We start from the raw sequence: 20,972 nt of genomic DNA, 5'->3' as shown, positions 1-20,972 counted from the left end.
AGACGCTGCCTCAGCTCGTCTCAGGCACGAGCAGGGCGATGCACTCCACGTGATGTGTCATCGGGAACGCGTCGAACGCCCGCAGCTCGGCGAGCCGGTACCCCTGAACTGTGAATTCGGCCAGGTCGCGGGCCAGTGCGGCGGGGTCGCAGGCGACGTAGACGACGCGCTGCGGACGGCGTCGTGCGACTTCAGCCACAACGACCTTGCCCGCACCCTTGCGAGGGGGGTCGAGCACCACGACGTGAGGGTCTTCCACGGGCAGCCGGCGCGTCACGGCGCGTTCGACCTTGTCGGCCACCCACTCGACCTGGGACATGCGGCGGAGGTTGCGCCGGCCGTCCTCCACGGCACCGGGGAAAGACTCCACGACCAGCACGGATCCGCCTTCGCCGACCTGCCGGCCGAGCACGGACGCGAAGAGCCCCGCGCCGCCGTAGAGGTCCCACGCGCGTTGCCCCGGCTCGGCCGCGGCCCACTCCCCCACGACGGACGCGAAGGTGTCCGCGGCGGCCGGGTGGACCTGCCAGAAACCCTCCGCGGAGATTCGCCACTTTCGGTGGGCGGCGGTCTCGACGGCCGTACCGGTCCCGGCGCGTCGCGCGGTGTGTCGGCCGCGCACCTCACCCACATGACGGTTGCCGTCACCGTCCTGGACGATCGTGAGCTCCTGGGCCCGCCACTTTCGGTCGGCCACCGCCTCGACCATGCCCGGCCGGCTGATCACGCAGTGGTCGATCGGGATCACATCGTGGGAACGCAGACCGCGGAAACCGGGCGTTCCGTCCCGGTCGACGGCCATCCGGATGCGGGTCCGCCACTCCAGCGGGCCGCCCGGCAGCGCCTCGACGACGACATCGCGTTCGATCTTGCCGAGCCTCGCCAGCTGCTCGTGCACGACCTGGGCCTTCAGCTCCCGTTGCGCGTCCCACGAGACGTGCTGGAAGTCGCAGCCGCCACACATCCCGGGTCCGCTGAACGGGCACGGCGCCTCGACCCGGTCGGGTGACGCCTGCAGGATCTCCACGGCGTCCGCACGGCAGAACGAGCCACCGTTGTCCTCGTACACCGACGCCACAACTCGTTCGCCCGGCAGCGCATGACGCACGAACAGAACGCGGCCCTCGTGCCGTGCGACGAAGTGCCCGCCGTGTGCGACGGGTCCCACCTCGACCTCGAACCTGCGTCCGGTCCAGTCTTCCTTGGTCGTGCTCATCGGTCGTCAAGTCCCCTTCGGACAGCGCCGGGCGCGATGACGTCCTTGTCCTTGACCTTCACCGAGGACTCCAGCTGCCACGGCACGCTGGTCACCATCACACCCGGCTGGAAAAGCAGCCTTCCCTTGAGCCGCAACGCGCTCTGGTTGTGCAGCAGCTGCTCCCACCAGTGGCCGACGACGTACTCGGGGATGAACACCGTAACAACGTCGCGCGGGTTGTCCGTCCTGACTCTCTTGACGTAGTCGAGAACGGGCTTGGTGATCTCCCGGTAGGGCGACTCGATCACCTTGAGCGGGATCTTGAAGTTCTCCTTCTCCCACTCCTGCACGAGCCTGCGGGTGTCGCCGTCGTCGACGTTGACCGTGACGGCCTCCAGCACGTCCGGGCGTGTGGCCTTCGCGTAGGACAACGCGCGCAGCGTCGGCATGTGCAGTTTGGACACCAGCACCATGCAGTGGTTGCGCGCCGGCATCGTGCGCACGCGCTCCTGCTTGCGCAGCTCCTCGGCGACGGTGTCGTAGTGCTTGCGGATCGCGGTCATCAACGCATAGATGGCGGCCATCGCGGCGATGGCGATCCACGCGCCCTTGGTGAACTTGGTGATCAGCACGATGATCAGCACGGTCGCGGTCAGCGCCAGGCCGAACGTGTTGATCGCCTGCGAGCGGCGCATCCTGGTGCGCGCCTGCGGGTCGGCCTCGGTCTTGAGCAGCCGCTGCCAGTGCTTGATCATGCCGAGCTGGCTGAGCGTGAACGACACGAACACGCCGACGATGTAGAGCTGGATCAGCCGGGTGACCTCGGCGTCGAACGCGATCACCAGCACGACCGCGAACCCGGCGAGGAACACGATGCCGTTCGAGAACGCCAGGCGGTCGCCGCGGGTGTGCAGCTGACGCGGCAGGTAACGGTCCTGGGCGAGGATCGAGCCGAGCACCGGGAAGCCGTTGAACGCGGTGTTCGCGGCGAGCACGAGGATCAGCGCGGTGACGCCGGCGATGAAGTAGAAGCCGGGCGGGAAGTTGTCGAACACGGCGTGCGCGATCTGCGCGACCATCGTCTTCTGCTCGTAGCCCTCGGGCGCGTTGGTGATCTGCTGCTTGGGGAACTCGGCCACCCGCACGTCGGTCAGCTGGGCGAGGACGATCAGGCCCATCAGCATGACCACGGAGATGCCGCCCATCAGCAGCAGCGTCGTCGCGGCGTTGCGGGACTTGGGCTTGCGGAACGCGGGCACGCCGTTGCTGATCGCTTCGACGCCCGTGAGCGCCGCACAGCCCGATGAGAACGCACGCAGCACCAGGAACACGAACGCGAGCCCCATCAGGTGGTCGGACTCGGCGTGGATCTCCAGGCCCGAGCTCTCGGCGCGCATGTCGTCGCCCATCACCAGGCCGCGGAACAGGCCGTAGCCGATCAGGCCGAAGACGCCGATCATGAACGCGTAGACGGGGACGGCGAACGCGCTGCCGGACTCGCGGATGCCGCGCAGGTTCACCGCCGTGAGCAGCACGATGGCCGCGACGGCGAACTCCGCCTTGTGGGTCGCGACGAACGGGATCGCGGAGCCGATGTTCGCCGCCGCCGCCGAGATCGACACCGCGACCGTGAGGATGTAGTCGACGAGCAGGGCGCTCGCCACGGTGAGCCCCGCTCTGCGCCCCAGGTTGACCGTCGCGACCTCGTAGTCGCCGCCGCCGGACGGGTAGGCGTGCACGTTCTGCCGGTAGCTGGCGACCACGGTGAGCATCACCACGACGACCGCGACCCCCACCCACGGCGCCATGGCGTAGGCGCTCAGGCCGGCCACCGACAGCATCAGGAAGATCTCCTCCGGCGCGTACGCGACCGACGACATGGCGTCGGAGGCGAACACGGGGAGGGCGATGCGTTTGGGCAGCAGGGTGTGCGCGAGGCGATCACTGCGGAACGGCCGTCCGACCAGGAGGCGTTTGGCAGCGGTGGCGAGCTTGGACACGGCCAGAGCGTAAGGGGTCCGCTCACCGGGACGGGCTAATGCTCGGTAGGTTCTGCGGAGAGTTCGCCTGAGGAGGCATGTCGTGCACGTGGTGATCATGGGGTGTGGCCGGGTGGGGGCGTCCCTGGCCAGGGCTCTGGAGCGACTCGACCACCAGGTCGCCGTGATCGACAAGGACCCGCAGTCGTTCCGCAGGCTGGGCAGCGACTTCCACGGACAGCAGGTCATCGGCAACGGTTTCGACCGCAACGTCCTGATCGAGGCCGGTGTCGAGCGCGCGGGCGCGTTCGCGGCGGTCTCCAGCGGCGACAACTCGAACATCATCTCGGCGCGGGTCGCGCGCGAGACGTTCGGCGTCGAGCACGTCGTCGCGCGGATCTACGACCACAAGCGCGCGGCGGTGTACGAGCGCCTGGGCATCCCGACCGTGGCGACGGTGCCGTGGTCGACGGACCGGTTCCTGCGGATGCTGTTGCCCGAAGGGGCGTCGACCGCGTGGCGCGACCCGTCCGGCACCGTGGCGGTGCTGCCGATCGAGGTCGACGAGGCCTGGGTCGGGCGGCCGGTGCGCGAGCTCGAGGAGGCGATCGGCGCGCGGGTGGCGTTCGTGATGCGCTTCGGCACGGGTGTGCTGCCGGAGCGTTCGACCGTCGTGCAGGCTGACGACACCATCTACGTGGCGGCGCTGTCCGGCACGATCACCGACGTCGCCGCGGCGGCGCTGCAGGCACCGGAGGAGAGCTGATGCGGGTCGCGATCGCTGGTGCGGGCGCGGTGGGGCGGTCCATCGCGCAGGAGCTCGTCTCGGACGGGCACCAGGTGATGCTGATCGAGCGGGACCGGGCGCACTTCGACCCGAACTCCGTCGAGCAGGCCGAGTGGGTGCAGGCCGACGCGTGCGAGCTGTCCTCTTTGGAGGACGCGGGCATGCAGCTGTGCGACGTGGTGATCGCCGCGACCGGTGACGACAAGGTCAACCTCGTGGTGTCGCTGCTCGCGAAGACGGAGTTCGCGGTCCGTCGCGTCATCGCGCGCGTGAACGACCCGACGAACGAATGGCTCTTCACCGAGTCGTGGGGTGTCGACGTGGCCGTGTCGACGCCACGGCTCCTCGCCGCGATGGTCGAGGAGTCCGTGACGATCGGCGACGTCGTGCGGCTGATGACGTTGCGGCAGGGGCAGGCGAACCTCGTGGAGATCACGCTCGACGAGTCGACGCCGTTCGCCGGCCGGGCGGTCTCGGAGCTGACGATGCCGCGCGACGCCGCCCTGGTGACGATCCTGCGCGGCGGGCGGGTCATCGTGCCGCAGCCGGACGACACGCTCGAGGGCGGCGACGAGCTCCTGTTCGTCACGACCGCCGCCGTCGAGCAGGACATCAAGAGCGCTCTCGGGTACTAGGGCACTCAGGCCCACCAGTACTGGTTGCCGCCTCCGTGGCAGTCCCACAGTTGCACGGAGGCGCCCTGCCACCAGTTGGCGCCCGCGATCTCGACGCATCTGTTGCCGCCGAGGAACGACCGGATCCTCCCGACCTCCTCGGGCCGGGAGGCGGGCCGGTAGAACATCTGGAAGGCGTGGCTGCCCGGCTGGCAGTCGAACAGCTGCAGGTGCGCGCCGTTGTCACCGTTGCCCCAGGCCGCGGTGAGGCATCGGCCGCCGTCCGCGTTGCGCAGCTTCAGCCCGTCCCAGTACCAGCGCTGGGTGAGGGCGTTCTGGCAGTCGACCATGATCACCCCGGCGCCGTTCTGCCCGGTCGAGGCGGTCATGCACCGGCCGTTGAACTTCGACTGGACGTAGATGGTGTTCTGCGCCTGCGCCACGGAGGACGTGACGAGGACGCCGCCGGCGACGAGGACCAGTGCTGCCAATACCGCTGTCTTGCGCTTGAAAAGGTTCATGGACATCCGACGCCTGTCGCCGACGTTCTGATACACGGCAGGCTCGGCCGGTCCCGTATCTGCGCAGCGGAGGCGAGCACTTACCAGCTGTGAGCGATCCGCTGCCCCTGGTCGGGCGCGAGGGAGAGCTGCGGACCGCGCTGAGGGCGTTGGCCGTGGACGGTGCGGTGTTGCTCTCCGGTCCTCCGGGCGTGGGGAAGACACGGCTGGCTATCGAGGCGCTCACCGCCGTGCCGCATCCGGTGGTGCGTTGTTGCGCCACGGTCGCCACCTCCCGAATTCCTTTCGGCGCGATCGCGCCACTCGTTCCCACCGGTCTGCCTGCCTCGCAGAGATCGATCCTGCCGTCGTCGTCCGTGCGCGCTGTCGCCGAGCATCTCTCTCGTGGCGGACGGCGAGTGTTGTCCGTCGATGACGCGCATCTGCTCGATGACGCGTCGTTGTTGGTGTTGCAGCACCTTGTGCGACACAGGCTGATGCGGGTCATGTGCACCGCACGGCCTGGGTGGGGCATGGAGGGGCTGACCGTCGTCGGGGTCGACGCGCTGGATCGGGAGCGCGCGGACACGGTGCTGGCGGTGGCTCTGGGCGGACCGGCCGATGCCTCGACGCGGCACCTGGCGTGGGCGAACGGCCGAGGAAACCCGCTGTACATCAAGGAACTCGTGGCGGTGGGCCGGCACTGCGGCGCGTTGACCGAGACCGTGGGCGGGTGGAACTGGAGCGGGCCGCTGGAGCTGCCCGGGCGGTTGGCCGAGCTCGTGGACATGACGCTGGAGCGGCTCGCGGAGCCGCAGCGGCGGGCACTGGAGCTGCTCGCGTACGGCGAACCGCTCGAATCGTCGTTGATGCCCGTGCCGCAGGACCTCGTGGACATGGGGTTCGCGTGCGTCGGTGACGACGGACGCGCGCGCGTTGCTCATCCGCTTTACAGCGCGCGCCTGCGGGCGACATGTCCGACGTTGCGCGCGCAGGCTCATCGCCGCGCGTTGGCCGATCGGCTGGAAGCGGAGGGCGCGTTGGATCGGCCCGGTGCCGCGATGCGGGTCGCGGCGTGGCGGCTCGACAGCGGGACGGCCGGGTCTCCGGACGTGCTGGCACGAGCCGCCGAGCAGGCGTTGTCCGCACAGGACTGGGAGTTCGCCGAACGTCTCTCGCGCGCTGCCGTGGCCCGTGGGGCGACATCGCGCGTGGGGCTCGTACTGGGACTTGTGCTGATGTACCAACGTCAGCACGTGGAGGCCGAGGAGGTGCTCGCCGAGACCTTGGCGGCGGGCGGCGACGTGCTGACGATGGTCCAGGTCGGTTGTACGCGCGCGTTCAACCTGTTCTTCGGCCTCGGTGACGAGGACGCCGCCGTGGCCGTGCTCGATCTCGTGACCGCTCGGGAGTTGCCGGCGGAGTTGGAACAGGCGGTGCTGTACTTCGCGTTGACGTTCGCGCTGGAGGCCTCGCCGTTGGGATTCGCGCGGCTCGGCGGTGAACTGCTGCTCGCGGAGGTCGGCTGGGCGGAGACCGCAGGACGGCAGGTGCTGGCGCTCGCGGACCAGTTCGCGGGCCGCTACCCCGAGGCCATCGCACGGATCGAGGACAACCATCAGGCCGTGCTGATGGCGGCGGGGCAGTTTCCGTCGTTGACGAGCGGGGCTCAGCGTGTGCGCAACGAGAGCATGCTGCGGTGCGGCGACCTGGTGGGTGCGGAGACGCGGGCAGCGCGGGCGCTGGCCGAGGTGATCGAGGAGGACCGCTGGCCGGTCACGCAGGTACCGCTGCGGGTGCTGTTGAGCCAGAGCGCGCGGTTGCGCGGGAAGGCCGCGGATGCCGTGCGGATCACGGCCGAGGGCGTGCCGGACCCGTCCACGCCGCCGATGATGTGGGACGTGCTGCTGCTGGCCGAGTTCGCGGCCGGGGCGGCGTTGCGGGGGCAGTCAGATCGTGCGTTCCGCGCCCTGGCCCGGGCCGAAGCCGGGTGGCGGCCCGCATGGCGCATCACGCAGTTCGCCGTGGGAGCCGCACGGTCGTGGGTGCTCGCAGGAGCTGGACGCGTCAACGAGGCGATGCGGACCGCTCTCGACAACGCAGCCCTGGCTCGTGCGCACGGCGCGAACTCTGAGGAGATCGTGTCGCTGCACGACGCCGCACGGTTCGGCGCGGACACCTCGCCTCGTCTGCTGGAGCTCGCGAAGTCGCGCAAGGATCCGCTCACGACCGCGTACGCCTCGCACGCCCAGGCGCGCGCGTTGCGTGACCCGGCGGGACTGGAGGAGGTGGCGACGGCGTTCACGGCGTGCGGTGCGACGTTGTACGCGGCCGAGGCGCTCGCGGAGGCCAGCAGGCTGTCGCGGTTGCACGACCGGCCTCGTGACGCGGATCGGCTGGAGCGGCAGGCGTCGGCACTCGCGGAGTCGTTCGACGGCGCGACCACACCCGGTCTGGTGGTGACGAGCACACTCATCGCGTTGACTCCGCGTCAGCTGGAAATCGCGCGCCTGGCTGTGGCCGGACTGACCAACGTGGAGATCGCTGAACGGCTGGCGATCGCCAAACGCACCGTGGACAACCACCTGCACACGACGTACGCGGCGGTGGGTGTGACGGGACGGGACGGCTTGCGCGCGTTGTTCGGCCACGGCGCGTGAATCGACCTTCGGCACCCTGGCCGGGTGGGAGAGGCCCGGCTCGCGGACGAGGTCACGGCCCGGCTGGAGCGACTCGGCGGTGACAACGCATCTCCCAGAGTTCCGGGCAACGCACAACGGCCGACGCCCCCAGGTGCACTGGAATCGCGTCGGCCGTGCGGTGGAACGGTCAGTCTCTGGACTTGTCGCGGGACTCGGCGTCGACGACGCGCTTGAGCTCGTCCATGTCCGGGGTGAGCAGGTCGTCGGCGGTGCGGGTGAGCACGGCCTCGGTCTCCGCTTCGACGGCTGCCGCGGCCTTGGCCTCGGCAGCCTCTTCCGCCGCCTTGAGGCGCTTGTCCGCGCGGCGGACCGCCCAGACCGTGGCGAGGAGCGCGACGGCCATCAGCGGGTAGCCCATGCCGAGGCGGGCGACGGCGAGCCAGCCGACCTGGTCCTCGTCGTAGAGCCAGCGCTGGACCGCGAAGCGGGCGAAGAACACCAGGGCCCACACGAAGGTCGCGATGTCGTAGTCGCGGACCGAGGCCTTGTCGTCGCGCCAGGAGCGGTCTCTGCCGTTGAGGAACGTCCAGAGCACGCCGGCGAGCGGCCAGCGCACGATGATCGACAGCAGGAACGCGCTGCCGTACACCACGCTCTGCCAGATGCCGAAGAGGAAGAAACCCTTGGCCTCGCCTGTCTTGTAGGCGATGAACGCCGCCACACCCACGCCGAGCACGGCGGAGATCGCGGGTTGGATCGTTCCCTTGCGCATGGCCAGGACGACGCCGATGACGACGGCGGCGGCGAGGGAGCTGATGATCGCGGCCATCAGGTTCTTGGTCGTGAAGTTGACGATCACGAAGACGAGGACGGGCAGCGACGAGTAGAGCATTCCGCTCACGCCGCCCATCTGCTCGAGGACGGTGGGCTGCTTTTCTTCGGTCTTGACTGAGGTCATGAAGCGTTCTGCAACTCGTAATAGGGGTTGTAGAGCACCTTGCGCCCGTCGCGCACGGCGATGCGGCCTCGGGCCTTGATCGTCCGACCAGGCTCGATTCCCGCGATGCGACGGCGGCCGAGCCAGACGAGGGTGACGCCCTCGGTGCCGTCGTAGAGCTCAGCTTCCAGGGTGGCCGCCGCGTCCCGCGGGCAGAGCTCCACACTGCGGAGCCTTCCGAGGACCGTGACCTCCTCACCGGACTTGCAGTCGCAGGCCTTCACCGCGCCGACGGCCTCCGCTTTTCGCGACAGGTCGTCCGCGTCGAGCTCGGTGACGTCGCTGGTCAAGCGACGCACCAAGCGGCGCCAATAGCCGCTCATCCCCGACTCCTGCATTGCTCAGGTGGCCCCGTGGTGTGGACCGTCTGACAGTGAGGGTACGCACGAGGACCGACAATCTCGGGCGTGCCTGCTCAGAGCGTGCTGCTGCTGCCCGGAACCGCCTCGGATGAGGTTTTCGTCCGTTCTGTGTTCACCGACCCGTTGTCGCAGGTGGGCGCCATTGTTGACGCTCCACGCGTGCGCACGCTGGGTGAACGGCTGGCGGCCCTCGACAGCGCCTGGACAGGCCACCCGATCGTGGTCGGCGGCGTCTCGCTCGGCGCGCACGTCGCCGCGCGGTGGGCCGTGCGGAACCCGGGCAGGTGCGCGGGCCTCGTGCTCGCCCTGCCCGCCTGGACCGGTGCGCCGGACGACGCACCCGCCGCACTGGCTGCCAAGGCCAGCGCGGAGATCGTTGCGGACCAAGGCATCGACGCCGCGATCGCCGGCACGACCGGCTGGTTGCACGACGAGCTGAAGCGGGCCTGGCACGGCTACGGCGACCTGCTGGCCCCCCACCTCGAAGAGGCGTCGGAGTCCGCGGCGCCGACCCTCGACGAGCTCGAGACCCTCGACGTGCCAACGGGAATCGTCGGGTGCACCGACGATCCGGTGCACCCGATCGAGATCGCCAGGCAGTGGGCGGACGCGATGCCGCGGGCCGTGCTCGAGACCATCACGCTCGACGCCTACCCGCACGCTCTGGGGCGTGCGGTGCAGGCGTGGCAGCGGGCTCGTTAGCCCTGCTGCTGGATGTGCCGGGCGATCGCTTCGGGCAGTTCGACCGGCAGCGGGGTGCGGGGCGGCATCGGCTGCTCGCCGCGCACGACCACGGTGCCGCGCAGCATCTCCCGCAGTGCCTGCGAGTTCTGCTCGAAGTGCTCCTCGGGGCCCGCCGCGACACCGCGCAACATCCAGCGCGGGCCGTCGACGCCGATGAAGAGGATCTGCACGCCCTGGTTGCGCGCGGTGATCTCCTCACCCCACTCGCCGTTCTCGCGGTTGATGCGGGCGCCGTCCTCCTTGAGGCCGTCGATCAGCTCGGCACCCACCTCGCGCCACAGGCCGCCCGACTTCGGCGCGGCGAACGCGCTGACCGTGAGCTGACCAACGGACGTGAGGACGTGCACGGCGCGCACGGAGCCGTCCTGCTGGTCCATCTCGACCTGCAGCTGGGCCTCGTCCGGCATCGGCAGCAGCACCGATCCCAGGTCGAGCCGCTCCACGCCGTCCTGGGGCGCGACCGTCGAGTCCCACGGGCCGTCGACGTCGTCGAAGACCTCGTCGTGCTCGGGACCGGTCTCGACCGCCCCCGAGGAGTGACGACCGCGCTTGCGGCGCCTTCCGAACATGCCCCTACCCCTCCGCCTTCATCCGGGCGAGCACCACGTGCCCGCCGGTCGAGCCATAGCCTGCCGCACCGCGTTCCGTTTCCGGCAACTCGGTGACCTCGCGGAACACCGCGTGCTCGACGCGTTGCACGACGAGCTGGGCGATCCGGTCGCCACGCGACAGCGCGATCGGCTCCCGGAGATCATGGTTCACGAGGCAAACGCGGATCTCACCGCGGTAGCCGGAGTCGATCGTGCCGGGTGTGTTCACGACGCTCAGCCCGACCCGCGCGGCCAGTCCCGACCTCGGGTGGACGAAGCCCGCGAACCCCTCCGGCAGCGCGATGGCGACACCGGTGCCGACGACGGCGCGCTCTCCTGGTGGAATGACCACGTCCGACGTGGTGACCAGATCCGCCCCCGCGTCGCCGTAGCGGGCGTAGGCGGGCACGGGAACCCCCGGATCGAGCCGGGTCAGCAACACCTCGACGCTGGACACGGCGGCCGAGATTACCCTGACGACGTGAGTGAGACTGCCGTGACCGCCACTACGACCTTCCGCGAACGCCTGTACGTGACGTGGTGGATCTGGCCGCTGCCGCTGCTAGCGGCCGCGCTGCTGGCCGCCGAGGTGCACATGGGCTTCCCCGGCGTCCGCTCGTGGCTGCCGTACGTGATCCTGCTGCCGCTGACGGTCGCGCTGATCGCGAAGATGGGCTCCACGAAGGTGGAGGTCGCCGGCGGCGAGCTGCGCGCGGGTGACGCGCACATCCCGCTGGAGCTGCTGGGCGCCGTCGAGATCATCGCCCCCGAGGACCGCCGCCGGACCATGGGCCGCGACCTCGACCCCGCCGCGTTCGTCGTGCACCGGGGCTGGGTCAAGCCGCTCGTGCGGGTGCACGTGACCGACCCGGATGACCCGACGCCGTACTGGGTGATCAGCACGCGGCACCCCGAGGAGCTCGCCGCCGCGATCAAGTCGTGAGAAACACAACTGGGCGCCACCCGTGAGGGTGAGCGCCCAGTTTTTCTCCGGCGGACTGGTGCTGATGCTGATCAGGCGCAGTCGCGGCAGATGTACGTGCCGCCGTTGTCCTCGGCGAGCCTGCTGCGGTGGTGCACCAGGAAGCACTTCGAGCACGTGAACTCGTCGGCCTGCTTGGGCAGGACCTTGAACGTGAGCTCCTCACCGGACAGGTCGGCACCCGGGAGCTCGAAGTTCTCCGCGCTCGCGTCCTCGTCGACGTCGACGACGCCGGACTGCGTCTCGTTCCGCCGGGCCTTCAACTCCTCGAGGGAGTCCTCAGCGAGTTCGTCCGCCTCGCTGCGACGCGGCGCGTCGTAGTCGGTCGCCATCTTCTTCACCCCTGCGGTCTACGGAGACTGTTCGTGTCGCTGGTTAACGCTCCAGCGACGTCATTTGTGCCCCACGTCAAGGTGACGTAGGTCTCCCACACCCGGCGGGCAAGCCAACCCCCTTGACGTGACCGTCGGCTTGATCGAAATGTGTGCGGAGCGCGCAGAGGGTAGCTCATTGCCCGAGTGCCTCCACATCGGGTTACCCCTTACCGACCGGACGGGTGACACAACCTTTCTACGCTGGACCGATACCCTGTGCGAGAGCACGCGTGCTCCGGCGTGCAACCTGACGCCGGGCCGGTACCGTCCTGACTGTGAGCAATCAGGACGGTGCAGCGGGTCACGCCCGTCAGGGCGCACATCAGCCGGGTTGGGCCTAGGCTGATCTCAGGGGACGGATCACGGGGAGGGCTTCGAACGTGGGATCCGGATCGGGAAGCTTGACGCCTTACAAGAGGCGTCGGCCCGTGCCCGCGCTCGTCCTGTTCGCGGTGCTGTTGGTCAGTTCCGTGTTCGTGTGGGTGAAGGTGCTCGGCAACGCGAGTGACGTGGACGCGGCGATCAGGTGCAACGCGCCCGGCAACGTGGCGGCGTCGGCGTCGGCCCCGGCCGATCCCGCGGCGCCCGCGACGCCGCCGCCCCCCGCGCTGGGCACCGTGCTGGAGCACGACGCGCTGGACCGCACGAACCCGGTGCCGGTCGGCGACGTGAACTTCAAGGCGATGAACGCCTCGACGCAGCGCAACCACGCCAAGGCCGTGGCGACGATGTTCACCGAGCTCGGCCTCAAGCAGGCCGCCGAGCCCGGCAACGACCCGATCTACCCGGCGGGCGACATGAACTGCCGCGGCCAGCTGCGCTTCGGCGCGCCCGGTGCGGCCGCCGCGAGGACGCTGTCGCTGCTGGAGCCGTGCCTGGAGCTCGTGCGCGACGACCGCCAGGACGCCACCGTCGACATCGCGATCGGCAAGAAGTTCGACGAGGTCAAGCCGAACAGCGACGCCCGCAAGGTGCTCGACCAGCTCAAGGAGTGGGCCGAGCAGCAGCCGGAGCAGCAGGGCGGCCAGGTCGCCGCTGCCACCCCGCCGACCCTCAACGCCGACAACCTGGCCGGCGCCCGCGAAGTGACCTGCTGACCTGCCGCCGCGTGCCCGCTAGCGTGGGCGCATGGGGGTTGATCTTCTTCCGGACGAGCACGTCCTCTGGCAGGGCGAGCCGGCCAGGCGCACGGTGTTCACGAGACCGGACCTGCGCTGGATCCGGTTCAGCCTGAAGTTCCACGCGGTCCTGTTCCTGCTCATCGTCGCGGTGGCCGGCGTCGTGCAAGGGTGGTCGGGCTACTTCGGTAGCTGGCCCGTCGTGTTCGTCATGTGCGCGGGCTTCGCGGTGCTCAATATCGCCGAGCCACTCATCTGGCGCCGGCTCACGCTGCACCGCACGACCTACTACGTCACCGACCAACGCGTCGTGTCCGTCCCCGGCCGGCGAGCGCGGTCCGTGCGACTCACCGAGATCGTCACCCTGTTGTTCACCGAGGAGCCCGACGGCTCCGGTCAGATCCGGCTCGACGGCCGGATGATGCCGGACGGTTTCGGCAACGGGTCGGTGGGCGAGTTGATCCACGTCCCGGCCGTCCGCGAGGTCGTCGCCCTGCTCTCGGAGCTGACCGGACAGCCTGCGAAGCAACGTTGATTCGTCAACATCGACGTTGACTGGTCAACCTCGAACCAGAGCCTTTATGCAAAAGACGTTTGCGGACGACCGCAAACGTCTTTTGCACAACTAATATATTAGCATCCTGACCTGCGGTTTCAGACCTTGCCGTAGCCGGACTCGACGAGAGCGTCGTACAGGGCGTCGGCGATGCCCGGCGTCGCGGCGAACGTCGCGTCCTCCCCCAGTTCGGGCGACGAACCCGGCAACCGCACGACCGCGCCGGCCTCCGCGGCGATCAGTCCGCCGGCCGCCCAGTCCCACCGGCCGAGGCCGTGTTCCGTGTAGGCGTCGAGCCGCCCGGCCGCCACCGAGCAGAGGTCCAGCGACGCCGCGCCGGCCCGGCGCAGGTCGCGCACCCGAGCCGACATCCGCGCCCAGGCGTCGGCCTGACGCTGACGCCGATCCGCCCGGTAGGCGAACCCGTAGCCCAGCAACGAGAGAGACAGGTCCGAAGTCGCGGACACGCGCAACGGGGTGCCGTCCAGGAACGAGCCGTGCCCGCGCGCTGCGGTCCACATGCGGCCGGTCGCGGGCTCGAACACCGCGCCGGCGACGGACTCACCGTCGAGCTGTGCCGCGATCGACACCGAGTACCAAGGAATTCCGTAGAGGTAGTTCACGGTGCCGTCGATGGGGTCGACGACCCAGGTCAGCCCTTCGGCACCGGCACGGCCGTCAGGGCTGCCCTCCTCCTCGCCGAGCACCGGTTCACCGGGGCGCAACTCGGACAGACGCGTCCGGACGAGTTGTTCTGAGGCACGGTCCGCGGCGGTCACCACGTCCGTCGAAGTGCTCTTGGTGTCGAACGAGACGACGGCGGAAGCACGCATGCGCTGAACAAGAGCGCCCGCTTCCCGTCCGACGGCTGTGGCGATGTCGACGAGCGGCCGGGGATCGAACACGACCGGTTCCCTCCTGCGTCACTAGCACGGGACTATCGGACAACGTCAGGCTAATGTCTGCGCACCACGGTTACTGAATCGAAGCCAGCAGGATCTAGTAGGAAGGACCACGGGGATGGGCATCACCCGCGGGTTCGGTGTGGACATCGGCGGCTCCGGCGTCAAGGGCGGCCTGGTCGACCTCGAAGCAGGAGCACTGGACGGCGAACGCATGCGGATCCCCACGCCCCAGCCTTCGACACCGGAGGCGGTGGCGGAGGTCGTCGCGGAGATCGTCGAGAAGTTCCAGTGGGACGGCCCGGTGGGCGTCACGCTGCCGTGCGTGGTCAAGCACGGTGTCGCCTTCAGCGCCGCGAACGTGGACAAGGGCTGGATCAACTGCGACGCCCAGAAGCTGTTCGCCGAGCGTCTCAAGCGCAGGCCCGAGGACATCGTCGTGATGAACGACGCGGACGCGGCGGGCATCGCGGAGATGTCGTTCGGCGCGGGCGTGGGCAAGAACGGCACCGTGGTCCTGCTGACGTTCGGCACGGGCATCGGCAGCGCGGTGTTCCTCGACGGCAAGCTCGTCCCGAACACCGAGTTCGGCCACCTGCAGGTCGACGGGCACGACGCCGAGTCGCGCGCGGCCGCCTCCGTGAAGGAGGAGAAGGATCTGTCCTGGGAGGAGTGGACGCCCAGGGTCTCGCGGTACGTCAACGTGCTCGAGGACCTCATCTGGCCGGACCTGGTCATCGCCGGGGGTGGCGTGAGCAAGAAGGCGCACAAGTGGCTGCCGTTGCTCGAGGTTCGCACTGAAGTCGTCGCGGCCGCGTTGAAGAACGACGCCGGCATCGTGGGCGCCGCATGGGCCGCCGCGCACGGCGTCAGGCCGTAGTGAGCGTTCGACATCGAAACGTGTCCGACTCGATCTAGCTGCGGGAACGCAGGTGAGAGCGCCCCGAAGCACCTCGGGGCGCAACACCGCGTCACCGACGTCGTTACAATGGAACGCACACCCGCCAAGCAAGATCGGCGGGGAGATCCCCTGAACTCTGGCGACCGAGGTTTCGCGCCCTCTGGTCCGCCTTTGAACGACCGTCGCGAAAGGGCGTACGTGGCAGCCGCAGAAACCGCAACCCGACGCTCCAGCTCCGCCGCGAGCGCCGCCAAGACGACCAAGGCGACGGCGGCCGGCGAGGCCGAGGAGAAGCCGAAGCGCAAGACGACCGCTGCGGCAGCGAAGAAGCCCGCCGCCGCCAAGGCCCCGCGCAAGACGGCCGGCAAGGCCGATCCTGCCGCGAAGGGCACCGCCAAGACCGGCGAGGACGCCGAGGACATCGAAGGCGCTCCGGGCGCCGAGGACCTGGAGGACGTCGAGATCGTCGACGAGCCGGTCGTCGACGAGCCCGAGCAGGCGGAGGACCCCAAGCAAGAGGGCGACTTCGTCTGGGACGAGGAGGAGTCCGAGGCCCTGCGCCAGGCGCGCAAGGACGCGGAGCTCACCGCCTCCGCCGACTCGGTCCGCGCCTACCTCAAGCAGATCGGCAAGGTCGCCCTCCTCAACGCCGAGGAGGAGGTCGAGCTCGCCAAGCGCATCGAGGCGGGTCTCTACGCCGCCGAGCGCGTGCGCCGTTCCGAGGAGGAAGCGGAGAAGCTCACGCCGCAGCTGCGCCGCGACCTGCGCTGGATCGTCCGCGACGGCGAGCGCGCCAAGAACCACCTGCTCGAGGCGAACCTCCGTCTCGTCGTGTCGCTGGCCAAGCGCTACACCGGCCGCGGCATGGCGTTCCTGGACCTGATCCAGGAGGGCAACCTGGGTCTGATCCGCGCGGTCGAGAAGTTCGACTACACCAAGGGCTACAAGTTCTCCACGTACGCCACCTGGTGGATCCGTCAGGCGATCACCCGCGCGATGGCCGACCAGGCCCGCACCATCCGCATCCCGGTGCACATGGTCGAGGTCATCAACAAGCTCGGTCGCATCCAGCGCGAACTGCTCCAGGACCTGGGCCGCGAGCCCACCCCGGAAGAGCTCGCGAAGGAAATGGACATCACGCCCGAGAAGGTGCTGGAGATCCAGCAGTACGCGCGTGAGCCCATCTCGCTGGACCAGACGATCGGTGACGAGGGCGACAGCCAGCTCGGCGACTTCATCGAGGACTCCGAAGCCGTCGTCGCGGTCGACGCCGTCTCGTTCACGTTGCTGCAGGACCAGCTGCAGTCCGTGCTCGCGACGCTGTCCGAGCGTGAGGCGGGCGTCGTCCGGCTGCGCTTCGGCCTCACCGACGGCCAGCCGCGCACCCTGGACGAGATCGGCCAGGTCTACGGCGTTACGCGTGAGCGCATCCGCCAGATCGAGTCGAAGACGATGTCGAAGCTGCGTCACCCGTCGCGGTCGCAGGTCCTGCGGGACTACCTCGACTAGGTCTTACCCAGTCATACGCACACAGCCCCGCACCGGTTCGGTGCGGGGCTGTCGTGTTTTCGAGAATTGAGCACCGCCGCACTCATGTCACGGCTTTGAGAGAGGCCTTGGGGCACGCTGCGCGAGCGTTCAGCGAGGCCCTCGGGAGCTGAATGATCACGGTCCCGCGTCCGAATCGTGGGACGTTCGTGACCTGTTCGCTGCGGGCGGACAAGGGCAACCGATATCACACTCCCGGTCGCACGCAACCGACCGGATGGCCGGAACACACTGCTCCACCAGCGGGTTTGCGGTTGCTCAGCGTGCGTGTCAAGACGGTGAACCGGTGGCGAACACGGGTGTAGTTCTGCTGCAGGCGGGTAAATCGCATAGTGACGCGAGTCGCCACGTACACGGGAACACTGACTAACGCCAAAACGTCTGTCAGAGTGGAGCCAGCGAGCACCGCGCACCGTCCAGGGGCGCTGTGGTCGCAGCTTGGTAAGAGGGCACCGGAACACTTCAGTTCCGTTGCCGGGACGGAGGGAGATTCATCATGACTGCAGCACTCACCCGCCCCGAGTTGACCGCTGCCGACCGCTGCGACCGCTGCGGGGCTGCTGCCCAGGTTCGCGCCTTGCTCCCGTCCGGGGGTGAGCTGCTGTTCTGCGGGCACCACGCTCGCGCGCACAGTGAGAAGTTGCGCGAACTCGCTGCTGAGATTCAGCAGGGCTGACTTCCACCCCACCTAGCCGCTCGGGGCGGAGATCCGGATGGATCTCCGCCCCCTTCGCTTTCCAGAGCGTTCTAGATGGCGTCCAGCACCGGCTCGAAGGCCAGTTCGGCGGCGCCGATGAGCTTCGCGTCGCGCCCCAGGGGTGACGTCACGACCTGGGTCCCGCCGACCGCGCGGGAGACCATGCTCCGCCGCTGCACGGCGGCGCTCACCGAGTCCACGACGGACGGCGGCAGCGCCGTGTAGAGGTCGCCGAGCACGACCAGCTCCGGGCCGAGGACGTTGACGATGTTCGCGAGCCCCAGTGCGAGCCAGCCGGCGAACTCGTCGAGCACCGACGGGTCGTCGAGCGCCCGCAGCGCCGCGACGACGGCACCGCGCGGGGCGTCGTCGGGCAGCCCCAGCGCCCGGCACAGCGCCGGTTCGCCGACCTCGGTCTCCCAGCAGCCGTCGCAGCCGCAGTAGCACCGCAGGCCGCGCGGGTTGACCACCATGTGCCCGAGTTCGCCGACGTAGCCCGCGGACCCGCGCAATGGCTGCCCGGACAGGATCACTCCCCCGCCGACGCCGACGTCCGCGGAGATGTAGACCATGTCCGAGGACGCACGGGCGGCGCCGCGCACGTGCTCGGCGAGAGCGCCGAGCTCCGCGTCGTTGCCGACCTGGACCGGCAGCTTCAGCACCGCCTCCAGGCGTTTGCCGAGGGCGACACCGGTCCAGTGCAGGTTGGGTGCCTCGTGGACGTGGCCGTCGGCGCGGCGCACGACGCCGGGCACCGAGACCCCGACTCCGACGGCGGTGGCGTCGAGGTCGTCGGCCATGAGGCGCGCCGACTCGACGATGTGCGTGATGACCTCCCCCGGATCACGCGTCCGGTGCAGGTTCCAGCTGTCCCGCCCGAGGATCTCCCCTCCGAGGCCGACGAACCCCATCGCCACGTGCTCGACGCGGACGTCGATCGCGATGACGACGGCGGCGTTCGGCTGGGGCAGTACCAGCAGCGACGGGCGACCCGCTCCGCTGCGCAGAGCGGGCACGCGTTCAGCGACCACACCGGCTTCGGCGAGGCCGTCCACCAGGGCCTTGATCGTGCTGCGGTTGAGGCCGAGCTCAGCCGCGAGCGACGCCCTGGTGGACGGTCCGTCGATGTGCAGGCGGCGCAGCAACGCCGTCCTGTTGTGCCTGCGGATCTCGTCGGGACGAGTGCCGGACGTAGGTCCTGTCACCGCGTCATCGAGCCGCGGTGGCCGCCCGGCGGCGGGACAACGCGTCGACGCTCGCGGCGAGCAGCAGGACGAGACCGGTCACCATGAACACGACAGCGGAGGGCTGCTTGAGCAGGCCCATGCCGTTCGCGATGACCGCCAGCACCGCACCACCGATGACGGCGTCACGCAGCCGGCCCTTGCCGCCGAACAGCGACGTGCCACCGATGACGGCCGCACCGACCGACATCAGCAGGGTGTTGCCGCCACCGGCGTTCGGGTCGACGGAGCCGACCTTGGAGGAGTAGACGATGGCGCCGATCGCGGCCGCCGAGGAGGCGATCACGAAGACGCTCATCCGGATCTTCTCCACGTTGATGCCGGCGCGGCGCGCGGCCTCCTTGTTGCCGCCGACCGCGTAGAGGTGGCGGCCGTAGCTGGTGCGGTCGAGCACGAACGTGCCGATCACCAGCAGCACGAGCACCAGCGGCACGACGTACGGCACGCCCGCGATCACCACGAGGGTGCTCTGCGACCGGTTCTGCGTCAGCGCGAACGTGGCGACCGCGGCGAGCAGTGCGAGACCGCCGATCTTGGCGAGGATCAGCGCCGTCGGCTGGGCCACGAGGCCCTTGCGCAGCCGGGTGAAGTGCCGGTTGAGCACGACGGCCGCGTAGCCGCCGACCGCCAGCACGCACAGGATCCACGACCCGGCGGTGCCGATGTTGCCGTTGGCGACCTGGAAGATCGTGTCGTCGCGCAGGCCGAGCGTGCCACCGGTGCCGATGAACTGCAGCACGACGCCGCTCCACACGAGGAACAGCGCCAGGGTCACGACGAACGACGGGATGCCGACCTTCGCGACCAGGTAGCCGGTGATGCAGCCGATCGACGCGCCGACGCAGACGGCCAGCAGCATGCCGATCCACGCGTTCGCCGGTACGCCGAGCAGAGCGATGACCAGCGCGATGCCGGACAGCACGGCGCCGGTCCACAGGCGCATCAGGAGCGAGAGTCCGACCGCCAGGACCAGCCAGCCGCAGAAGACGTAGAAGACGCCGTCGCCCATGCCGCCGAGCAGGTTGCCGCCGTGGATCAGGTCCAGCGCCATGACCGAGGCGGTCACGCCGGACGCGGTGCCGGCGGACAGGTCGATCTCGCCGAGCAGCAGCACGAACACCAGGCCCATCGCGATGATGGTGATGCTGGCGCCCTGCTGGAGCAGGTTGGCGAGGTTGCCGAGGGTGAAGAACGAGTCGGACAGCGAACTGAACACGATGAGCAGCACGATCAGTCCGAGCAGAGCGGGCAGTGAGCCGAGCTCGCCGCCGCGGACACTGGACCAGTAGTCCCGGATCGCTTCGCTGGTGGAGCGGGAGGTCGTGTCGATGCCGAAGTCGGAGATGGCGCCCTGCGGGGCCTCCGCCTCGTGCGTTTCGGTGGTGTCGGTCATGCTGCTCGCCTCTTCGGTACTCATCAGATCGTCGCCGCCTCGGCGCGCGCGATGCCCAGGTCGCCGGAACGGCCGGCGGTGATCAGCTCGACCACCTGTCCGTGCGTGACGTCCTTGGTCGACACGACGGCGGCCATGCGGCCCAGGTAGAGGCACGCGATCTTGTCGGCGACCTCGAACACGTCGTTCATGTTGTGGCTGATCAGGACGACGCCCAGGCCCTGCTCCGCGAGGCGGCGCACCAGGTCGAGGACCTGCCGCGTCTGCGCGACGCCGAGTGCGGCGGTGGGTTCGTCGAGCAGCACGACCTTGCTGTTCCACAGCACGGCCTTGGCGATCGCCACGGTCTGGCGCTGACCGCCGGACAGCGACGACACCGGCGTGCGCCACCGACTTGACCGTGCGCACCGACAGCGACGCGAGCGTCTTGCGCGCCGCCTGCTCCATGTCGGTCTCGTCGAGCAGGCCACCCTTGGTGCGCTCGCGGCCGAGGAACATGTTCTGGACGATGTCGAGGTTGTCGGCCAGCGCGAGGTCCTGGTAGACGACCTCGATCCCGAGTTCCGCGGCTTCGCGCGGGCCCTTGATGTGCACCGGCTGGCCCTCGAACAGGACCTCACCCGAGTCGGTCGGGTGGATGCCCGCGATGCACTTGACCAGCGTCGACTTGCCCGCGCCGTTGTCGCCGACGAGGGCCGTGACCTCGCCGGGGTTGACGTCGAGGTCGATGTCGTGCAGGACGTGCACGGGGCCGAAGCTCTTGTTGATGCCGCGCAGCTCGAGAATCGGCTCGCTCACTGGGTTTCCTCCGTGGTTACACGTGGCGAGAGGCGGGGTGCGACAG

General features: G+C 69.3%; 21 protein-coding genes and 1 pseudogene. 10 read left to right on the top strand and 12 right to left on the bottom strand.

The genetic code is table 11. From position 1 onward, the window contains the following. Nucleotides 1–10: 10 nt before the first annotated feature. Nucleotides 11–1,216 carry a class I SAM-dependent RNA methyltransferase gene (locus IEY88_RS36525; RefSeq protein ID WP_189159480.1) on the bottom strand — a complete coding sequence of 402 codons (1,206 nt, stop codon included), beginning with the start codon at nucleotides 1,214–1,216 and terminating at the stop codon, nucleotides 11–13. Further along, entirely contained in the window at nucleotides 1,213–3,198 is a 1,986-nt protein-coding gene (locus IEY88_RS36520; RefSeq protein ID WP_189159479.1) for an APC family permease, read from the bottom strand. The genes IEY88_RS36525 and IEY88_RS36520 overlap by 4 nt, the downstream gene beginning before the upstream one ends. A gap of 82 nt (nucleotides 3,199–3,280) precedes the next feature. Here IEY88_RS36520 and IEY88_RS36515 point away from each other — a divergent pair, with 82 nt between their 5' ends. Both IEY88_RS36515 and IEY88_RS36510 read left to right on the top strand, forming a co-directional pair. Continuing rightward, nucleotides 3,281–3,943 carry a potassium channel family protein gene (locus tag IEY88_RS36515; RefSeq protein WP_189159478.1) on the top strand — a complete coding sequence of 221 codons (663 nt, stop codon included), beginning with the start codon at nucleotides 3,281–3,283 and terminating at the stop codon, nucleotides 3,941–3,943. Beyond that, nucleotides 3,943–4,599: a potassium channel family protein gene (locus tag IEY88_RS36510; RefSeq protein ID WP_189159477.1), complete on the top strand. Its 657-nt coding sequence runs from the start codon at nucleotides 3,943–3,945 to the stop codon at nucleotides 4,597–4,599. Before IEY88_RS36515 ends, IEY88_RS36510 begins: the two co-directional genes overlap by 1 nt. 5 nt (nucleotides 4,600–4,604) lie before the next feature. Here the strand turns inward: IEY88_RS36510 and IEY88_RS36505 are convergent, their stop codons facing one another. Next, entirely contained in the window at nucleotides 4,605–5,099 is a 495-nt protein-coding gene (locus tag IEY88_RS36505) for an RICIN domain-containing protein (protein WP_189159476.1), read from the bottom strand. A gap of 89 nt (nucleotides 5,100–5,188) precedes the next feature. Between IEY88_RS36505 and IEY88_RS36500 the strand changes: the two genes are divergently transcribed. Then, nucleotides 5,189–7,738 carry an AAA family ATPase gene (locus IEY88_RS36500; RefSeq protein ID WP_189159475.1) on the top strand — a complete coding sequence of 850 codons (2,550 nt, stop codon included), beginning with the start codon at nucleotides 5,189–5,191 and terminating at the stop codon, nucleotides 7,736–7,738. Between the two features lie 169 nt (nucleotides 7,739–7,907). Here IEY88_RS36500 and IEY88_RS36495 read toward each other — a convergent pair whose 3' ends face one another. Both IEY88_RS36495 and IEY88_RS36490 read right to left on the bottom strand, forming a co-directional pair. Next, entirely contained in the window at nucleotides 7,908–8,678 is a 771-nt protein-coding gene (locus tag IEY88_RS36495) for a DUF3159 domain-containing protein (protein WP_189159474.1), read from the bottom strand. After that, the gene (locus tag IEY88_RS36490) at nucleotides 8,675–9,055 is read right to left on the bottom strand and encodes an OB-fold nucleic acid binding domain-containing protein (RefSeq protein ID WP_030474780.1); all 381 of its coding nucleotides are present in this window, start codon (nucleotides 9,053–9,055) and stop codon (nucleotides 8,675–8,677) included. The genes IEY88_RS36495 and IEY88_RS36490 overlap by 4 nt, the downstream gene beginning before the upstream one ends. A 69-nt stretch (nucleotides 9,056–9,124) precedes the next feature. Here IEY88_RS36490 and IEY88_RS36485 point away from each other — a divergent pair, with 69 nt between their 5' ends. Beyond that, a complete protein-coding gene (locus IEY88_RS36485; protein WP_229694087.1) occupies nucleotides 9,125–9,781 on the top strand; it encodes an alpha/beta fold hydrolase in 657 nt (218 codons plus the stop codon). Here IEY88_RS36485 and IEY88_RS36480 read toward each other — a convergent pair. Both IEY88_RS36480 and dut read right to left on the bottom strand, forming a co-directional pair. Further along, nucleotides 9,778–10,392 carry a DUF3710 domain-containing protein gene (locus IEY88_RS36480; RefSeq protein ID WP_189159473.1) on the bottom strand — a complete coding sequence of 205 codons (615 nt, stop codon included), beginning with the start codon at nucleotides 10,390–10,392 and terminating at the stop codon, nucleotides 9,778–9,780. The two genes, IEY88_RS36485 and IEY88_RS36480, sit on opposite strands and share 4 nt — an antisense overlap. Nucleotides 10,393–10,396: 4 nt before the next feature. Beyond that, complete coding sequence (gene dut, locus IEY88_RS36475) at nucleotides 10,397–10,870, bottom strand: dUTP diphosphatase (protein ID WP_189159472.1); 474 nt, start codon at nucleotides 10,868–10,870, stop codon at nucleotides 10,397–10,399. Between the two features lie 24 nt (nucleotides 10,871–10,894). Here dut and IEY88_RS36470 point away from each other — a divergent pair, with 24 nt between their 5' ends. Further along, on the top strand, nucleotides 10,895–11,356 hold the full coding sequence (locus IEY88_RS36470; RefSeq protein WP_229694086.1) for a DUF3093 domain-containing protein: 462 nt from the start codon (nucleotides 10,895–10,897) through the stop codon (nucleotides 11,354–11,356). Nucleotides 11,357–11,427: 71 nt separating this feature from the next. Here IEY88_RS36470 and IEY88_RS36465 read toward each other — a convergent pair whose 3' ends face one another. Then, the gene (locus tag IEY88_RS36465) at nucleotides 11,428–11,727 is read right to left on the bottom strand and encodes a DUF4193 domain-containing protein (RefSeq protein ID WP_030474775.1); all 300 of its coding nucleotides are present in this window, start codon (nucleotides 11,725–11,727) and stop codon (nucleotides 11,428–11,430) included. Nucleotides 11,728–12,149: 422 nt separating this feature from the next. On the opposite strand from IEY88_RS36465, the gene cei reads away from it, so the two are divergent. Both cei and IEY88_RS36455 read left to right on the top strand, forming a co-directional pair. Beyond that, nucleotides 12,150–12,866 (top strand): envelope integrity protein Cei, encoded by a 717-nt coding sequence (gene cei, locus IEY88_RS36460; RefSeq protein WP_268241284.1) that lies wholly within the window; start codon nucleotides 12,150–12,152, stop codon nucleotides 12,864–12,866. Between the two features lie 31 nt (nucleotides 12,867–12,897). After that, nucleotides 12,898–13,422, top strand: coding sequence for a YdbT family protein (locus tag IEY88_RS36455; protein WP_189159471.1), 525 nt, complete (start codon nucleotides 12,898–12,900; stop codon nucleotides 13,420–13,422). 119 nt (nucleotides 13,423–13,541) lie between these two features. Here the strand turns inward: IEY88_RS36455 and IEY88_RS36450 are convergent, their stop codons facing one another. After that, nucleotides 13,542–14,348, bottom strand: a complete 807-nt coding sequence (locus tag IEY88_RS36450) for an inositol monophosphatase family protein (RefSeq protein ID WP_189159470.1) — start codon at nucleotides 14,346–14,348, stop codon at nucleotides 13,542–13,544. Nucleotides 14,349–14,463: 115 nt separating this feature from the next. Between IEY88_RS36450 and ppgK the strand changes: the two genes are divergently transcribed. The 3 genes from ppgK (at nucleotide 14,464) to IEY88_RS36435 (ending at nucleotide 17,470) form a co-directional block, all read left to right on the top strand. Then, entirely contained in the window at nucleotides 14,464–15,225 is a 762-nt protein-coding gene (ppgK, locus tag IEY88_RS36445) for a polyphosphate--glucose phosphotransferase (protein WP_189159469.1), read from the top strand. Nucleotides 15,226–15,444: 219 nt separating this feature from the next. Then, the gene (locus IEY88_RS36440) at nucleotides 15,445–16,755 is read left to right on the top strand and encodes an RNA polymerase sigma factor (RefSeq protein WP_308426040.1); all 1,311 of its coding nucleotides are present in this window, start codon (nucleotides 15,445–15,447) and stop codon (nucleotides 16,753–16,755) included. Between the two features lie 535 nt (nucleotides 16,756–17,290). After that, the gene (locus tag IEY88_RS36435) at nucleotides 17,291–17,470 is read left to right on the top strand and encodes a DUF7455 domain-containing protein (RefSeq protein ID WP_231642793.1); all 180 of its coding nucleotides are present in this window, start codon (nucleotides 17,291–17,293) and stop codon (nucleotides 17,468–17,470) included. A 71-nt stretch (nucleotides 17,471–17,541) separates the two neighbouring features. Here the strand turns inward: IEY88_RS36435 and IEY88_RS36430 are convergent, their stop codons facing one another. The 3 genes and pseudogenes from IEY88_RS36430 to IEY88_RS36420 form a co-directional block, all read right to left on the bottom strand. Continuing rightward, nucleotides 17,542–18,696 carry an ROK family transcriptional regulator gene (locus IEY88_RS36430; RefSeq protein WP_189159467.1) on the bottom strand — a complete coding sequence of 385 codons (1,155 nt, stop codon included), beginning with the start codon at nucleotides 18,694–18,696 and terminating at the stop codon, nucleotides 17,542–17,544. Nucleotides 18,697–18,700: 4 nt separating this feature from the next. Continuing rightward, entirely contained in the window at nucleotides 18,701–20,128 is a 1,428-nt protein-coding gene (locus IEY88_RS36425; protein ID WP_189159496.1) for a sugar ABC transporter permease, read from the bottom strand. Between the two features lie 23 nt (nucleotides 20,129–20,151). Continuing rightward, nucleotides 20,152–20,926: pseudogene (locus IEY88_RS36420) on the bottom strand (ATP-binding cassette domain-containing protein). Between the last annotated feature and the right edge of the window lie 46 nt (nucleotides 20,927–20,972).

Origin of the sequence: Lentzea pudingi (assembly GCF_014646255.1) — a bacterium.
GTDB classification, from domain to species: Bacteria; Actinomycetota; Actinomycetes; order Mycobacteriales; family Pseudonocardiaceae; genus Lentzea; species Lentzea pudingi.
This window is presented reverse-complemented; position numbering and strand designations above follow the sequence as displayed.

Coding starts and splice junctions, on each gene's coding strand:
- IEY88_RS36525 (WP_189159480.1), bottom strand. CDS start 1,216: ATGAGCACGACCAAGGAAGACTGGACCGGACGCAGGTTCGAGGTCGAG.
- IEY88_RS36510 (WP_189159477.1), top strand. CDS start 3,943: ATGCGGGTCGCGATCGCTGGTGCGGGCGCGGTGGGGCGGTCCATCGCG.
- IEY88_RS36505 (WP_189159476.1), bottom strand. CDS start 5,099: ATGAACCTTTTCAAGCGCAAGACAGCGGTATTGGCAGCACTGGTCCTC.
- IEY88_RS36495 (WP_189159474.1), bottom strand. CDS start 8,678: ATGACCTCAGTCAAGACCGAAGAAAAGCAGCCCACCGTCCTCGAGCAG.
- IEY88_RS36490 (WP_030474780.1), bottom strand. CDS start 9,055: ATGCAGGAGTCGGGGATGAGCGGCTATTGGCGCCGCTTGGTGCGTCGC.
- IEY88_RS36480 (WP_189159473.1), bottom strand. CDS start 10,392: ATGTTCGGAAGGCGCCGCAAGCGCGGTCGTCACTCCTCGGGGGCGGTC.
- IEY88_RS36465 (WP_030474775.1), bottom strand. CDS start 11,727: ATGGCGACCGACTACGACGCGCCGCGTCGCAGCGAGGCGGACGAACTC.
- IEY88_RS36455 (WP_189159471.1), top strand. CDS start 12,898: ATGGGGGTTGATCTTCTTCCGGACGAGCACGTCCTCTGGCAGGGCGAG.
- ppgK (WP_189159469.1), top strand. CDS start 14,464: ATGGGCATCACCCGCGGGTTCGGTGTGGACATCGGCGGCTCCGGCGTC.
- IEY88_RS36435 (WP_231642793.1), top strand. CDS start 17,291: ATGACTGCAGCACTCACCCGCCCCGAGTTGACCGCTGCCGACCGCTGC.
- IEY88_RS36425 (WP_189159496.1), bottom strand. CDS start 20,128: ATGACCGACACCACCGAAACGCACGAGGCGGAGGCCCCGCAGGGCGCC.